The sequence below is a fragment of the Phormidesmis priestleyi ULC007 genome (assembly GCF_003003695.1).
Classification (GTDB): Bacteria; Cyanobacteriota; Cyanobacteriia; order Leptolyngbyales; family Leptolyngbyaceae; genus Phormidesmis_A; species Phormidesmis_A priestleyi_A.
The window spans coordinates 35,671-51,590 of record NZ_PVWG01000034.1 but is presented as its reverse complement, the minus strand read 5'-3'; the positions used below and the strand labels follow the sequence as shown (position 1 = coordinate 51,590).

At 48.3% G+C, this 15,920-nt stretch carries 12 protein-coding genes and 3 pseudogenes; 8 read left to right on the top strand and 7 right to left on the bottom strand.

The annotated features are described in order from the left end of the window. Positions 1-136: 136 nt before the first annotated feature. A pseudogene (locus tag C7B65_RS20145) lies at positions 137-319 on the bottom strand (transposase); the annotation flags it as partial. 253 nt (positions 320-572) lie between these two features. Next, positions 573-1,052, bottom strand: a complete 480-nt coding sequence (locus tag C7B65_RS20140) for a hypothetical protein (RefSeq protein ID WP_073074431.1) — start codon at positions 1,050-1,052, stop codon at positions 573-575. A gap of 283 nt (positions 1,053-1,335) precedes the next feature. Between C7B65_RS20140 and C7B65_RS28500 the strand changes: the two genes are divergently transcribed. From C7B65_RS28500 to C7B65_RS28860, 4 genes and pseudogenes are all read left to right on the top strand, one after another. Beyond that, positions 1,336-2,154 (top strand): hypothetical protein, encoded by an 819-nt coding sequence (locus C7B65_RS28500; RefSeq protein WP_219898667.1) that lies wholly within the window; start codon positions 1,336-1,338, stop codon positions 2,152-2,154. Between the two features lie 27 nt (positions 2,155-2,181). Further along, the gene (locus C7B65_RS20135; protein ID WP_219898666.1) at positions 2,182-5,769 is read left to right on the top strand and encodes a nitric oxide synthase oxygenase; all 3,588 of its coding nucleotides are present in this window, start codon (positions 2,182-2,184) and stop codon (positions 5,767-5,769) included. Between the two features lie 221 nt (positions 5,770-5,990). Then, a pseudogene (locus C7B65_RS29670) lies at positions 5,991-6,071 on the top strand (hypothetical protein); the annotation flags it as partial. A 93-nt stretch (positions 6,072-6,164) separates the two neighbouring features. Beyond that, positions 6,165-6,347, top strand: a complete 183-nt coding sequence (locus C7B65_RS28860; protein WP_244913248.1) for a hypothetical protein — start codon at positions 6,165-6,167, stop codon at positions 6,345-6,347. 91 nt (positions 6,348-6,438) lie between these two features. On the opposite strand, the gene C7B65_RS20125 is transcribed toward C7B65_RS28860, so the two are convergent. Next, positions 6,439-8,184 (bottom strand): mechanosensitive ion channel domain-containing protein, encoded by a 1,746-nt coding sequence (locus C7B65_RS20125; protein WP_083583140.1) that lies wholly within the window; start codon positions 8,182-8,184, stop codon positions 6,439-6,441. 325 nt (positions 8,185-8,509) lie between these two features. Here C7B65_RS20125 and C7B65_RS20120 point away from each other — a divergent pair, with 325 nt between their 5' ends. From C7B65_RS20120 to C7B65_RS20110, 4 genes and pseudogenes are all read left to right on the top strand, one after another. Continuing rightward, positions 8,510-10,162, top strand: a complete 1,653-nt coding sequence (locus C7B65_RS20120) for an ABC1 kinase family protein (protein ID WP_073074429.1) — start codon at positions 8,510-8,512, stop codon at positions 10,160-10,162. Between the two features lie 146 nt (positions 10,163-10,308). Beyond that, positions 10,309-10,593: pseudogene (locus C7B65_RS29665) on the top strand (bacterial transcriptional activator domain-containing protein); the annotation flags it as partial. A gap of 206 nt (positions 10,594-10,799) precedes the next feature. Beyond that, entirely contained in the window at positions 10,800-10,976 is a 177-nt protein-coding gene (locus tag C7B65_RS27995) for a hypothetical protein (protein ID WP_181314454.1), read from the top strand. Beyond that, entirely contained in the window at positions 10,973-11,248 is a 276-nt protein-coding gene (locus C7B65_RS20110; RefSeq protein WP_073074427.1) for a hypothetical protein, read from the top strand. The genes C7B65_RS27995 and C7B65_RS20110 overlap by 4 nt, the downstream gene beginning before the upstream one ends. 127 nt (positions 11,249-11,375) lie before the next feature. Here C7B65_RS20110 and C7B65_RS20105 read toward each other — a convergent pair whose 3' ends face one another. Genes C7B65_RS20105 through C7B65_RS20090 form a run of 4 tightly spaced genes read right to left on the bottom strand, consistent with a single transcriptional unit; the run spans position 11,376 to position 15,914 of the window. Beyond that, entirely contained in the window at positions 11,376-11,684 is a 309-nt protein-coding gene (locus C7B65_RS20105; protein WP_073074426.1) for an HNH endonuclease, read from the bottom strand. Positions 11,685-11,741: 57 nt separating this feature from the next. Then, a complete protein-coding gene (locus C7B65_RS20100) occupies positions 11,742-12,254 on the bottom strand; it encodes a hypothetical protein (RefSeq protein WP_073074425.1) in 513 nt (170 codons plus the stop codon). Between the two features lie 33 nt (positions 12,255-12,287). Next, positions 12,288-15,119 (bottom strand): CHAT domain-containing protein, encoded by a 2,832-nt coding sequence (locus C7B65_RS20095; RefSeq protein WP_073074424.1) that lies wholly within the window; start codon positions 15,117-15,119, stop codon positions 12,288-12,290. A gap of 39 nt (positions 15,120-15,158) precedes the next feature. Then, the gene (locus C7B65_RS20090; protein ID WP_073074423.1) at positions 15,159-15,914 is read right to left on the bottom strand and encodes a hypothetical protein; all 756 of its coding nucleotides are present in this window, start codon (positions 15,912-15,914) and stop codon (positions 15,159-15,161) included. Positions 15,915-15,920 lie beyond the last annotated feature (6 nt).

The following is a 15,920-nucleotide window of genomic DNA, read 5'->3' as shown; positions in this document are numbered from 1 at the left end:
TGGCGATTTACCACCGCAGATGCTCGCGTCAAACTGAAGCGGCTTTATCCCTCAATTCAACCTTGACTCTCTACTAGGGGTTAGTCGAGTTCAGATCCTTGAAGATTGTGTAAGTCGAATCACTAAAGATTAAAGTTCTTCCGCTTCCTGCCACAGTTCCGATCGCGATCGCACTTTTGCCTTTGATAAAGCCCATTCCTTGAGACACGGAATAGTTCGACGGAATCGAGATCAGTCTATGCACGTGATCTGCACATAAATGCCCTTCTTCGATCCAACACTCCTTCTGTCGTGCCAGTTCGTGAAAGATTTTTCCTAATCCTCAGACCTGATTAGATTATTTATGCAACAAAGCCAACATATATAACAATCATAGACAACAGAAGAGTAGTTGCTACGCAGTTCCCCTCAGGGGTAACGCAGCATCATTCCACAACATTGTTGCGATCGCCCTTAATTCCGTTTCTCGCAGTTCAGGGACTCTTATCGATCGCCACCAAGTCTGTAAAACCTGGATCGCTTCTGACGATCGAGGTTTCCTTAATGCCAAGGCATTACCCCAACAAAAACCGTTACCAAGAGCGGATAAACTCACGAACTGCCCGACGAAACTCCTGCCCTTTTGGATCACCTGGAAGCGCGATCGGGTCAGCCGAGAAAACATAGTAAACGTCTCCACCATCGGTCACCTCAAAGCTGGCAGAGCAGACTTTTGCCCAATCATCGAGATGACGACGCGCGATCGCAGGTTCTAACCGAGTCGCAGTCGCAAAATCGAGTAGAGAAATCCGTCCGCGATTGACTTGCAAAAGCTGGAAAAACCGTTCTCGCAGTGCGTGACGATGTGCTTTAGCGCTGCCGTAGAGAAGAAGCCCGCCCACTGCGGAGGGTGCCAAGCCAAAGATCACGGTTGGTATCCACAGAGCCGCTAATGCCCAACCTGTCGGATGCCACAATGCCATACCTAGCAGCAGCCCGATCGACACCGTGCCGCCGCCACATAGAAACAACCCACCTACTAGCTTTCCTGCAACACTCAAAAAGCGATTCATCCCCATGCCTCGCGTTAGTTCAAAGATTTTTACCCCAGAGGAGCCTCTTTCACACTAGCTCGTTTTTTTCGATCTGGGAGTGGCTCGATCGCACGGCTAACCGTCCTTCAAACTCCAAAGAATTTTTGTTTGAAGATGGATTTCCTTACGCAAACCTCGGAGGTTTTGGAAAAGACTGAAAACAACTTCCCCACTGTTTTAATACTTGCGATAGATTACACTTAGACATTTTGTGTCTATCTCACAATCTTTCGGGTTCCTCTGCTCCTTCTGAACTTACAAGATGCCTGATCTTCAAATTCTCAACAGTGCGCGAACTGTACATCTGACCGAAGTCTCTGCTACTGAGTTTCCTGCTTCCAGTCATTATAAGTATAAGTGCCGAGTGCAGCTTCTCTCCCAGGAAGGTGAATCACTACTGCAAAAGGATTTATTTTCCCGAATGCAGCCAAGCTGGTTAGTAGAATTAAAGAATCAGGGAGACTGCACGATCGTCCTTACTCTGTGCTATCGGGAAGGCGATATTAGCAACCCCTGGCAGGATGCGGGCACCGTGACCTTTACAACCCAGGAGTCTTTAAACGGCGACTCCAATGCCGATCTAGCGTTTCCGATTACGACCTGGGAACAAGCCCCGCAGCTAAAGCTGAAAGTCCGGTTGACCGAAAGCACGAGTGAAGCCAGCAGCAGCACGGTTGCAGTCTTCAGTCAGCAGAATGGGTTTCGTCGTCGCAAAGGCACGGCAGAAAAAGTGGAGATTGATCTACCTCAGTCCCGACCACTGACTGCACAGGACGAAGTGATCGTCAAAGACGTGTGGAACAAGCTACGGGCGTGGAAAGAGCTAGAGATGGAAACGTTTCTGAAGCGGCTGTTGCTAGAAGAGCCAGATCTTGAATATCTGTTTGGGGAAGCGATCGATAGCATGAACGACTTCTTCTATGAGTTGTTTGACTGCGCGATCCACCAGCTTCAGCCCGAAACTCAAAATATCGTCGGTGAACCTTTGATGGGCATCCCGCCTGAAAAAGGCGATGGACTGGATTCGGTTGAGGATTACGGCAAGTTTTTTGCAGGAATCGGGCTACGTCCGCAGCACTGAATCAAGGCGCGGCAGGTGTGGATGTGGATGCTGCCATCGATTCCGTATCTGGAGGAGTACGATCGCGAGGATCTGCAAAAAGGCGCAAACTCTGCCCTCTACAAATTCTTTGATACTCATATTATTCTGCCGATGACTGCGGCAGTACGTCGATACAATGATGCTCTGCCGCCAGAGATGCTGCAAGAGATGGCAGCTTGCTGGGAGGTGTTTGGTCAAAACAAGCAGCAAATGGGGATGGAGTTTTACCAAATCCTGTTTGAGAATTATCCCTCCGTGTTGCCGATTTTTGGACGGGCAGATATGGATCATCTGTCGATGCACCTGTTTCAAGCGCTAGAATTTTTGGTGCGCTGTCTGCGGAGCGGCAGCAGTGAGGAGATGTTGCAAGAACTGCGCTTTTTAGGACAGGTTCACAGTTTTGCGGAAGTTCCGACGTGTGCTTATCCTGCCATTACAGATACGCTATTTACCCTATTTGAGAAGTACCTGACAGACTTTACCCCAGAGTTACGGCACGGATGGCAAACGCTGATGGATCGCGTCGTCGGCGTGATTAAGCTACCGATGCTCAATCAAGAGCGCATTCTCAAAAAAGCCAAGCAGTTCCTTGATCTGATTTCGTCAGAACAGGCATGGGAACTGGAGGACAAAGAGCGCCGCTGGAAAGAGATTCGTGAGGAAGTCAACGCGACGGGAACCTACGCCCACACTTATGAAGAACTGGCGTATGGCACTCAGGTTGCGTGGCGCAATGCCTCCAAGTGTGTCGGGCGAATTTCCTGGAACAATATGGTGGTGCGCGATCGTCGCCACATTACTGACCCCGATGAGATGTTCCGCGAATGTCAGGAACACGTCAAGTTTGCAACCAACGGCGGCAACTTGCAGATTACGATGACCGTCTTCCGCCCCAAGCAGCCCAAAGAACGCTGGGGTTCGCGCTTCTGGAATTCGCAACTCTATCGCTATGCGGCGTATAGAATGCCTGATGGCAGCATCATGGGCGATGCGGCAAATCTGGGTCTGACCGATGCCATTATCAAATTTGGCTGGCAACCGTCAGAACCCCGCACTGCCTATGACATTCTGCCTCTGGTGATCGAGGTTCCGGGTCAGGAGCCAAAAATGTATCACTGGCAGCCAGAAGAAGTGCTGGAAGTGCATATTGAGCATCCTACCGTTCCAGAAGTTAAAGAGATTGGGATGCGCTGGTATGCCATTCCTGCGATCAGCAATTTCTCGGTGCATATTGGCGGCATCCAGTATGGCTGTATGCCTTTCAACGGCTGGTATATGGACACCGAAATCATGCGAGATTTCCTCGATGAGTCTCGCTACAACAAAATGGAGGAGATTGCCCAAGTTCTGAAGTTAGACACCAGTTCTGAGCAGACTTTGTGGCGCGATCGGGTGGCTTTAGAACTCAATGTGGCCATTCTCCACTCCTTCCAGAAAGCGAAAGTGACAATGGTCGATCACCAAACGGCATCGCGTCAATTCCTCACCCACGACTTGCGGGAGAAAAAAGCAGGGCGGGAATGCCCTGGGGACTCCGGTTGGGTGGTTCCGGCAGCAGGCGGCAGTACCTGTCCGGTTTGGCATCACCAGATGCGCGATTTTTACCTCGAGCCTGCCTATCACCATGCCGCTGATCAGTGGGCGATCGAAGACGGCATCGACTTGGACAAACTAACGGCGGTTGCGGATGAAGACGGGGACAGACAAGATCGGATTTTGATTCTCTACGCCTCTGAAACGGGAACCGCAGAGGGGTTTGCTCGTAAAGCCGCACGGCAGTTACAGCGATTCCGCCCGAAAGTGATGGCACTCGACGAATACCCGGTTGAAACCCTAGCGAGTGAGAAGCTGCTGCTCATTGTCACCTCGACGTTTGGCAATGGCGAAATGCCCAGCAACGGTAAGCGATTCTTGCAATGGTTGAAACAGCAGCCTGCGGGGTCGCTCGGTGGCTTGAACTATTCTGTATTGGGCATCGGCAGCACCGTGTATGAGCAGTTCTGCGCGGCGGGAACTTCTGTAGATAAAGCTTTAGCAAAAGCGGGAGCGAATCGCGCGGCTCCTTTGCATAAAGGGGATGAGATTAAAGGTCAAGCAGACACCTTCAAGCAATGGTTGGGCTTGATCTCTCGCGTGTTGGGTGAAGATGCAACCGCTGGCGATTCGGCAAGCGCAACGGCTCCCAAACTCGCCGTGACCTTCCTAGACGAGACGAATCTGCCGCCCCTTGCTGCTATTTCAGGCGATCGTGGCATTGCCGTTCCCGTGATTGCCAACGACGAATTGCTGCAAGAAGTGATTCCGGGCAGCCGTTCTACTCGTTACATCGCTTTCGACATTGCCGATACTAGCTTGCAGTATGAAACGGGCGATCACGTTGCCGTTTATCCCTGCAATCCACCGGAACTGGTCGATCGCCTCTGTGCGCGAGTTGGAGTTTCTCCAAACACCTACTTTACAGCTCAGTACGTCACGCCCGATGGACAGACCACAGACGATCAGCCTCCGGTTGCCGTTCCGACTACGGTTGTTCAGCTACTTTCTGAAGAACTCGATCTGGCATTACGCGAACCCTTTAACGAGTTGTTGGCGTACCTATACTCCGTTGCTCAAAATCCGCAAGAAAAGCATCGCTTAGAAACCTGGCTAGAGATTTTGCGGCAGGGCGAAGATCATTCTGACAGTGTGGCGCTCAGGAAGACGATTACCGACACCTGCATGAGCGTTGCCGATCTGTTTGATCAGTTTCCTTCGGCTCCGATCTCGTTAGACGTTTTGCTAGAACTGTTACCCAAGCAAAAGCCGCGCCTCTACTCCATTTCCTCCTGTCCGTTGCTGCATCCTCAGCACATTCAAATTACGGTAGGAGTCCTACAAATCAAAACGGATGCGAACAAGACGAGACAGGGGCTTTGCTCTAACTATCTGTCTGGACTGCAACTTGGCTCTCAGGTTCGCATTGGGGTTCGCACCTCTGGATTCCGTCCCCCGATCGATGCTCAAGCCCCGATGCTGATGGTCGGCCCCGGCACTGGAGTATCACCGCTGATTGCCTTCCTACAATATCGGGAAGCGCTGCAAAAGCAGGGAACAACCTTAGGGGAGGCTTGCCTCTACTTTGGCTGTCGCAATCATACTGATTTCCTCTACGGCGACCAACTGATTACTTGGCAAAATCAAGGCGTGTTGACTGATCTACAAGTTGCCTTCTCTCGTTTAACAGACCAGAAAGTCTATGTTCAAGGCTTGATGCAAGAGAACGCCCAAGCACTTTGGCGATCGCTAAGTCATCCTCAGTGTCATTACTATGTCTGTGGTGACGCGAAGATGGCAGACGATGTGTTTGAAGGGTTTATGACGATCGCTAAAACGATCGGTCAACTCTCCCACGTTGAAGCCGCCGCGTTTTTCGATCAGATGAAGAAAGAACACCGTTTTCATACCGATGTGTGGGGCGTGCAGCTCAACTTCAAGCAAGCGATTCAACAGGTGCAAAAGGACAACTACTCGAAGGCTGAGAAGTGGCTGGAGCGAGTAAAACAACCTACGGATGAATCAGTAGCCACCGAGGAAAGCCAACCATTAATGGTTTAGACAAATTCAGCCTAATCTGAGAGAGCCAAGAGACTATGATTAGGCTTCCTGGCTCTGTTTTTTTAATGTCAGTTCGACAGAAGTAGTTCACTCTGATTGTGAATTTGGGAAGCCCCCTTGTATCTTTCAGAAGCATCATGAAAGCTCCTCTATTTGTCTGCCCCTTGAGTCCAATTGAACGAACGGCACTCAAATAAGGATTACGCTCCAGAGATGCCTTCATCCTACGGCGCTGTCAAATTCTGCTCTCAAGTGCCAAGCATCAACGCCCCAAGCAGATCGCCACTCAACTCGGCTGTAGTGTGCAAACGGTGAGAAATACGATTCGAGCGGTTGAGCGTGACGGACTCCAGTGTTTGCAAGCCCAATCGACCTGTCCGACAACGGTGGAACCAATGTTCAATTCTGCAAAGCAAGAACAACTACGCGCCCTATTGCATCAGAGTCCACGCAACTTTGGCAAGGCTTGGATTGTCTCACCCGATGAGCAATACGCGCTAAAAAAGCATCAACGCAACCGATTGATTTGCTTGAGTGAACAGTATCCGAATTGGGCACTGGATCTGCACACAAATTGACTGCACCAGAACTGAAAGTCCGAATTTGTCAGTATTTTGATTGTCCCTTACTCGATTCGCTTGCAAAGCAGGTTTCCTAAAATTGCACTAGCTAAACTTGGCGATCGCCGGAATGATCTTCCAGTTTGGCAGAGGTATCGATCGAGTCAACTCGAAACCTGGGTGGAGTATAGTCTTGGGGTAGATAACTGCCTGGAATTGTCGTCGTATTGCCATCCCGAAGCGCTGAGTAGTGTGGCGAACAGATTTCAATCTCTGCTTCGTTAAACTTATCTTGAATGTTTTGATGAAGCGTGGAATAGATGGCGGGCATCTTTTCAGGATGAACGGTATGAGCTCTCAATTCATAGTTGACGTAGAAATCGGTAAGAGCAGTTTGCAGCACAAAGGGAGACGGGTTTGGCAGAATATCCGCCGTAGCAAGGGCAGCTTCAACTAAAATTTGGTGAACCCTACGCCAGGGAACGTCGTATCCTAACGTAACAGTTGTGTGCAAAATCAGGGGCGTATTGCTGTCTCTCACTAAAGCACTATAGTTGGTAATATTGGCTGCCATGAGCGCAGCATTGGGAATCGTCACGAGTTCATTGTTTAAGGTACGAATTCGAGTCACAAGTGCCAGTTTTTCCTCAACATCTCCCAAAACGCCTCCGATTTGGATGCGATCGCCCAGTTGAAATGCTCGTGTATACACCAGAATGAAGCCAGACACAATATTGGCAACGGCTGCGGTTGCCCCCAGCGAAACGAGCGCTCCCAAAAATAGGGAGATCCCTTGAAAAGCAGGTGATCTCGATCCAGGCAGGAAAGGGAAGGCGACAATGACCGCCAGCGCGATAATTAAGTAAGACAACAGACGGTAAGTGGGTTCTCCCCACTCAGGATAAAACCCGCGAATTGAAAAGGCACGGCGGCTGATCCCGTCAAAAACGCGTTTGAGAAAACGCAGCAGGTAATAAGTTGCAATCACAATCAGCCCCACCATCAGCAGGCTGGGCAAATAATTGACAAACGCAGTCCAAACCGTCACGCCTAAATTGCGGACATAGCTAAACAGGTGGCTGGCAAGCGGTCGAGTTTGAGGAAACAGGTTGAGAATCAGCGAGAAATAAACGTAGAGAATCGTTAGAATTAGTCCTATCCGCAGCAGACTGGTCAGATCCAGCAGCAAATCTGATAGTTGATCTGAGGACATTAGCTCAAAGTTTTGAATCTGCAAGCTCGGAACCCGGCGGTTTCGCTGTCTATCTAACCAGCGATGAAAATGAGGAACTGCATTATTGAGAATGATCAACAGCACAATCAGAGCGATCGTGCAAACTACAGCAATGATTGCTGCCCGGATCAAGTAGCTGGCGCTACGCTCTTGCCTGTACTGACTCACAGATTGCCGGATGTGCTGCGAATAATCATTCGTCAACGCTTGCTGAGATAGCCCTGCTGCTTTTGCATCTGCTGCTGAGACAGTCACTAAGATATTATCCTCAGCGTAGATCACAGAATTTCCTTCTACCGAGGCAGTTGCGATCGCCTCTAGTGGAATTGACTGGTTATCAGCAAAACGCTGCAATCGATCGGAAACTCGCTGCGCCCGTTGTTCAAGTGAGGCAAACTGAGATTTGTCGCGAATCACAAAGACAGGCTGGTTATCTAATTTCACTGCTGCGCTAGCAGCTTTACCTGTCGTAACAGGTGGCGTTTGCGAGACTACGCTAAGCGAAGTTGTGACGATCAAAGCTGCAATCAAACAGATCAAGGCTGCTGCGCGGATGCATCGCCGGATGGGATAGGAAAGCGATCGCCAAGAATGATGGAAGGAGATTGGCTGCTGGTTCATTGAGTCATCATGGAAGGCGAGTAGAGTAAAAGTTTTTAACAAATAAAAGATTTTAGAACAAGAAGGTAAGGAGATATGACCTGCTCAGAAAGTAGCAGATGGCGATCGCTTTATCAATTTCCTACCTTCCTTTAAACTCTTACTTGCAACACCAAATTCATCGATAATGCAGAGATGAACGATCGAGAACACCCCCATGAGAAAAGCAACCAGTAGTTATCCTGCTCTGTCTCAAAAGTTAGATAGCTGAAAATCGTTACATACGCTAGGTTTGAGAAGACTGATTCCTAACGAATTGCTCAATTAAAGTTTTAATTATTTTTCTATGTTTTCACGCATCGTCCAAACTAGCTCTCGACAAGGCGAAATTGTCGAAGTCGTGCTACGCAACGGCTGGGACTATATGAGACGGCTGTTGACCGGAGGCAAAGTTGATGAACCCAAACTGCCGCCCCCTGCTGTTTTGCGAAACATCTTAGTCGAGCTTGGACCCGTCTATGTCAAACTAGGACAACTCCTCAGCACCCGTCCTGACCTGCTGCCCGCCGAATATATCGACACGCTTTCAGCCCTGCAAGCCGAGGTGCCCCCCGTTGATTGGTTAGAAGTTGAAATTGTGATTCGGCAACAGTTGCACCAATCGCTCGAAGAAACCTTTGCCTCAGTCAATTATCGACCCGTCGCGGCAGGGTCGATCGCTCAAACTCACCGTGCTACGCTCAAAGACGGTCGAGATGTGGCGCTCAAGGTTCAGCGTCCGGGCTTAGAGATTGTGATTGAGCAAGACATCGCCCTGATCCGCTTGATTGCCAGGCTCGTTTCCCAAACCGATTTTGGACAATATTACGATATTGTCTCGATCGCCGAAGAATTTACGCAAGCGCTGCGAGCCGAACTCGATTTTACTCAAGAAGCTCACAACACCGATTTGCTGCGGCGCAATCTGCAAGCCTCTCGCTGGATCGAGCCAAATCGCCTAACGGTGCCCGAAATTAATTGGGATCTGACCACTGAGAAACTGCTGGTGATGGAGTGGCTCGACGGAGTGCCGCTTTTAGCCGCTAACTTTGCAAATCCGGCGTTTGATGGCAATGCCGATCGAGAACGCGAAGAAATTTCAACGCTGTTGTTAAAAGCCTTTTTTCAGCAGATTTGTCTCGACGGATTTTTTCATGCCGATCCGCACCCCGGCAATTTGTTTTATCTGCGAGATGGACGGATTGCGCTCTTTGACTGCGGCATGGTGGGGCGACTCGACCCACGCACTCAGCAAATTTTGCTGGAATTGATTTTGTCGATCGTCAACCTCGATGCTAAACGTTGCACTCAATTAGTATTACAACTGGCTCCCCCGGCTCACCCGGTCAATCGCATCAAGCTCGAAACCGAGTTTGATCAACTGCTGCGGCGCTACTATAGCCTCAATATTTCGCAGGTGAATTTTAGCAAGCTCGTTTACGAAGTCTTACAGATAGCGCGAAGTAACAAAATTCGCATTCCTGGCAATTTAGGATTGTGTGCAAAAGCGATCGCCAACTTAGAAGGCATTGCCCGCACCCTTGATCCTAACTTCAATATTCCCAATAAAATTCGTCCGATGATGACGGAAGTGTTTCAACGTCAAATCGTCGGAGAAGCCCCGTTAGCGGCACTGCTGCGAACCGTGCTGGATGTCAAAAACCTCTCGTTGCAGTCTCCGCGTCAGGTCGAGATGTTGCTCGATCGCGTCACGTCAGAAACGTTGCAGTGGAATCTGTCAGTCAGAGAGCTAGAGCCAGTTCGCCGGGCCCTAGACACGTCTGCAAATCGGCTTTCGTTCAGCGTTGTGGTCGGGTCGCTAATTATTGGAGCAGCCATTATTTCTGCCAATACTCAATCGAGTCAAGTCTACTGGGTGAGTGATGTTTTGTTTGCAGCCGCGAGTTTTCTGGGACTGTGGCTGATTTGGGGAATCATTCGATCAGGGCAGTTGAAATAGATCGACTCGTCTACCCAGGAAAGCTGCTGCCAAACTGCTACGACGAGTGGATCGAACCGGAACAAGAGCGGCTGCATCAAGCCTGTATTCGCGTTTATACCTGGCTGATCCAACAATTGTAAACGCAACAAGACTACAGTGCTGCCCTTCGCTATGCCCAACACCTGTTGCGAATCGATCCACTGAATGAAGTCGCCTATGCCGCTTTGACAGAGTTGTATACGTTGAGTGGCGATCGCGCCAATGCATTCCAGACCTATCAACGCTGCATAATAATGTTGCGTGAAGAGTTAGGGGTTGATCCGAGTGCGAACACTCGCAAACTCTATGAGCAGTTCTCCCACAAGGGCGAGAGGAGAGCCGGAAAGTTTCTTTGCTCCCTTCTCCCATTCAGGGAGAAGGGTTGGCGAGGGCTTCGCCCCACTTCGTGAGGAGGGTGGAGCAGGCTCAAGCCACTCAGCGGTTTCTCTTTAACGACAATGAAACCACCCTGCTAAACCCCCAATTCTGGGGAACTTCAAGCCCAGAATTTAGGTTCAAAGTCCCCCAATTTTGGGGGATTTAGGGGGCAGCCCAGATTGGCAACCGTAGCGAAAAGCTTCATCGAATTCACGTTAAACCAGTCAGAGTCAAACCTATGTGCAAACTTTGTGCGATCGCGGCACGGTATCCCGCTTCCCGTGTCCGTCAGGATTCGCTTGTCTTTAATCTCAGTCAATTTGCAGTCGCTATTGAGACAAAGCTGGAGGCAAAACCATTGTCTGAGCAGCCTCAAGATCAATCGCTAACCTATACTCAGGAGAAACCATCATGAAAGTGAAAGAGACAAACTACAACAAGCTAGAACTCATTGCTGAAAAGCTTTACAGCAACCAAAAACTTTCCAGATTCGGATCAAATCTTGGTCGAATTCTGATCAATTTCTTTGAATCAGTTTTCAAGACGAATGAGCCAAAGATCTATGAATCAAGAGACAAGCTTGGCAATTTTTTCTGGACAGGCTATGAACCGCTTCTCGATCGCAAAATGTTCTTTAACTCTGAAGCAGAAGTACGAGCATGGCTCGATCGTCGCCATTACCAGTAACGCAATCAACCCTGAAATCAAACCTGAGGAGATTACATCATGAAACGTCAACTATTTGTGATCGGTCTAGCCGCCGTCTCTGCTTTAGCACCACTAGACATAAACTAAGAGGAACTACAGTTAATCGCTAAATCTTGCACACGAGAACGATCGCGGCAAACCGAGCTGCCCGCTCCTCATTCCAGCAGCGAGATGCTTGCCACCACTCCCAGAGCGGACGGCTTCCTTTGCTTCTATTGCAGCGTTGACAAACTGCGGCGAGATTAGACTTCACATCTAACCCGCCCTTCGATCGAGCCACAATATGATCCAAGGTCAAAAACCGAGGAACGCATCCACAAAAAGCACAAGCCCCGTTAAATCGCTGCTTAACCGCTGCTTTAATCTTATGCTTTTGTGGTCTGACCAGTTCTTTCAAAGGTGCCTGTGCGCTCATCTGAGTTTTCTATAAGATGGTTTTATCTTATAGCAGGCGACAAAGAGATGCCATTGGCTATTTCCCTTTGGCTGGCAAATTAGCTAGAGGGCTGAATACGGCTTTGGTGAATTCGACCATTTCTGGAGTGACCCCGGTATTCTCGACATCTACCTTAGCTCCAAATGCTTCGACTTCAAAGGATCTCATATTTCCTGCCAGAAGCATCATTGAGGCTGCCAATCCAACTGCCAGGATGTTCTTTGCTGCACCTCCTTTTCGATCGGCATAAATATCCAATGCTTTTTCTAGAAGGGGAGACAATCTAGGATTTTGTGCTAAAGCCTGCAAGATCTGGCGAGAGACTACGATCGATTCCTGATCATCTAACTGGATTTCTTCCTCTTCTAGGGAAAGCTGTTCAATGCGAGAAAACCCTGGAATTTCGCGAATAGAAGGTGGAATGTCTTCAAACAGTGGCTCTAAGTCGCCAACCACGCCATCCAACAGACTTTGATTAAAGTACTGGAGGAATTCGACTACCCGGAGATCACTGAATGTGTTGATGCGATCGCTTAAATTAGAGGTCATGAGTTCTTCTCCTAAATTGAGTTAAGGTCATATTTACCGCCAATCTCCTGACAAACTAAACGCTGCCCAGAAGTATTCAAGATGTTTTGTGGCTTCGTACTCAGGCAGCGAATTTTTCTTCATCAAGTTCAGGACACTTTCGCGCCAAGCCACAGCCCGCGAAACTCCCTCGAATAGCCACTTCTGATAAAACATCTCACTGAACTCGGCGACCCATTCCACATCCACATCCCAGTGAGTCGCTAATAAACTGGTTGCTCCAGCTTGTAGCAAAGCCCATTCTAGCCCAAGGGCATCTCCCCCAATTCCTTCTTTTGCCAGACCACTCACGCAGGCTGACAGAGTGACATGACTTCCCCAAAAATCCAACTTGCGATCAAATACCTGTTGGGGTGTGAGTAGAGAACTATCCATTCCTTCTTTAGTCGCGGGTAATTGTCCATGTTGTGCCAGAAGCAAGCCTGAATTCTCATAAGGATTAACTTCACGATTCTCATGATCCCGATCAGGAAAAATGCCATGTGTCGCAAAGTGAACCAATCTTTGTTTGAAGGGAAGTGCAGCAACCGTTGGCAAATCTGCATCTTCTTCAGCAACAATTTGTCCAGTTAACCGACTTTGCCTGAGCCACTCTGGAACTCGACGAAAAGCAGCTAGTTTTTCTTCAACATTACTGAGTTCAGGATTGCGATCGCTCTGTGCCGAGATACGAACAGCAGTATATTGGGCAGGACGAAGAGGTTTTCGGTTGAGAATTGCTGTTAATGCAGCAGCACCATGAATCCGCGATACCGAGAAGAACTGTACTAAAGGTTCTCCTCGGAATGGAATGTAGTGGAGTGGAATCAAATGCAATTGAGCATCTGGACAGTAACAAAGATGATCGTCTTGTTGCAGGATTGATTGCTCAACCAGATCTTCTAGCCAGCTAACCAAGGGAGCCAATCGATTAGTTAAGTCACTGACAACAGACCTTACTCTGCTAATGCTCTTGCCCCAGTTTTGAGGATTGAGAGGATCATGATCTTTGTTATCGTACCCTAGCCATTCCTGAAGTTGAGTCTTACCCAATGGAATCGGATCATCGGGAATATGAAAGGTTCCATCTTTTGCAATTAATACCACATAGGTTTCTTCAGCATCGACAAAATACGTCAGATAGTGAGCATTTTTCTGTTCCTTTAATTTGTCAAAAAATTGAGTAGGTATTGAAAAGGATGGATCTTGTTCAAGCTGATTCGTTTGTTTCAGCAGAACATCTGCTAAGTATCTCCCCTTTCCTCCTTCTATGGCTTGCATTAGTTCTGCCGGGCGGTTGAGTTGATGGAGCGATCGACACAGACTGCTAAACAAGTGAGGAAATTTATCCATTACTCCAGCGCGTTCCAGTGGATTGGCGATGCGACTGCGGATTACTTCTAGATTTGCCCACAGCGTTTTCAGAGTTTCAACTGCTTGGGGATATTGGGCAACCCGGTTGTAATACAGATACAAGATCCATAGTGCATCGTTTTCTTCCTCGGCAAAGTGGTGGTCTCTTGCCCACTGCAAAGCATCTGTCAGCACTGATCCAGCTTGCTCAATCTCTTTAGCTTCAGGTTGTTGTTTTGGAGAAAAGATGAGACCAGCGTGTCGTAACCGCTGCCTGAGTTGGTCTCGATTGCGAATTGGGTTCTCAAACTGGAATGGATCAAGTTCTGTCGATCGATCGCCGTGATATGCGTTGATTATATCGGATGGGTTTCCTCCACTTAACACATGAGTCATCCAATCCATTGCTCGTTGGGATCGAATTGCCCACTCTTCTAAGGAACCAGGGATGTCCTGATCGATCATCAGTTCAAGCTCTGCGATAAAGTCTGCATATTCAGGGGCGATCGCTGCAAGTGACTTAAGCATTTCAAGCATTTTGTAGCGAGTTTGCTTAATCGTCTCAACGTAGTTTGTTTTTTGTTGTGCCAGAACTATTACTAATTGCTTGATATTCTCCAATCGCTCATTTAGATCCACTTGTCTCTGATGGTCAGCAGGACGATCGACTGGAATGAGTGCCTGCCAATCTGTTTGCTTCAGAAGGGTTTCTGCCTGCTCAAAATGGGATTGATCGAACTGTTCTGCATTAACTTGAGCCAGGTTAATGTGAGCTTCAACTTGATCTAGTAGGAGTTCTGGTGTCATGTCCTTAGATTCTCTGGCTTCCAACCACTGAATCGCTTCTGACGTAAACTGAAGCACCTCAGGATGTTGCCCTGAAGCTTTAAGAGCGATCGCATAATTATGTGCCCCGCCTTCAGCAGTGGTCAGGAAGTTTCGATTCTGACTTGCGTCAAATAATTGCTGTGAAAGTTGATATGCAGCTTTGCTAAGTGCCATTCCCAGTTCAATGTCACCGCCTTGACAGTAGGGATCGCTCCAAATGTTTAGCCCTCTTAGCGCCAAACCAAGTTCTGAACTGAGAACTAGTTGATTTTCCATATGAGACCGGGGAAGCTCGGCGAAAAAAGCTTTTCGGGCAGTGATGTCACCACTTTTGAACAGTTGCATGACATTTTCCACTGTGATGGTTGTCGAAACTACCATTAGCTCAGGTAGGGTGGAAGTAATTCTCCTATCGTCAGTATCATCAGCATTCTGTGATTGGGCTTGAAATAAAACTGTTCTAAAGTATTTCAGCCTTAACAACGCCTCGTAACGTTTGCTGTTCCCCCACTGCTCGTTTTCTGCTTGCAGCATCGTCATAAGAACTCGAAAACACGTGGGACTCAGCAACTGTTGACGATCGACCCAAGCATACTCAACGGCTAAGGACACCGTTGGTGCTGTGATGATTGCTTCAATGATCTCTCTCGCTTGATTTTCATTCATACTGCCAACCTTTCAGAAAATACTTAGTCCTACCCTGCTCTAAATACGAGCAAAATGGACATCGGAAGTCAATCTGGTTGAGAAATTGGTACATTTCCCTTTCAAGCTTCGCCCATTAGCAGATATTTCAAGATCTAACTGCCCAGTCACACCATTGGCAAACCGATAGTCAATGTGAACAAATCGTCCAGAAATGGTTCCCTCCCCTTGCATCCCTAGAATTCCCCATGTTTTCCCCTGCATTTGCAACCAACTTCCACTATGAGTGATTGAGTAATTCAGGGCAGAAAAGAAACCACCATCAACATCTCGCCAGTTACCACTCAAGTTGATGGATTGCTGAGTGACGGTTGGCTGATGATTAACAGAGGGTTGCCATTCCTGAGGTTGCTTGTTGCTTAGATGGTCTACAAGAAGATCAATAGCTGTAGCTCGAACCCCATCTTCTGGTAAATTAAGTTTCCCTTTGAGGGAGTCTCCTAATTTATGCAGCAATTTTGTTTTGGAAGGAACGGCTTGTTGCTGTGCTCCGGGTGCTGGTTGTTCTGGCTCCTCAGGTTCGGGGGCTTTGGTTGAACTGTTTCCGGCATCCAGCTTCTTCAGATAGTTCTGGTATTCAGTTTCGTTTTTGAAAAATGATACAGCTTCCTTGAGTAGTGATTGCCTCGTTTCTGCTTTTCGCCCATTACGTTGGTTTTCTTTGTATAACAAATTCTGTAACTTGTCATAGTTGAACTGCCGAGTATCTTGTCTTGATAGATCAAACATGTCAAAGTAATCGTATTCATCACTCATGATCAA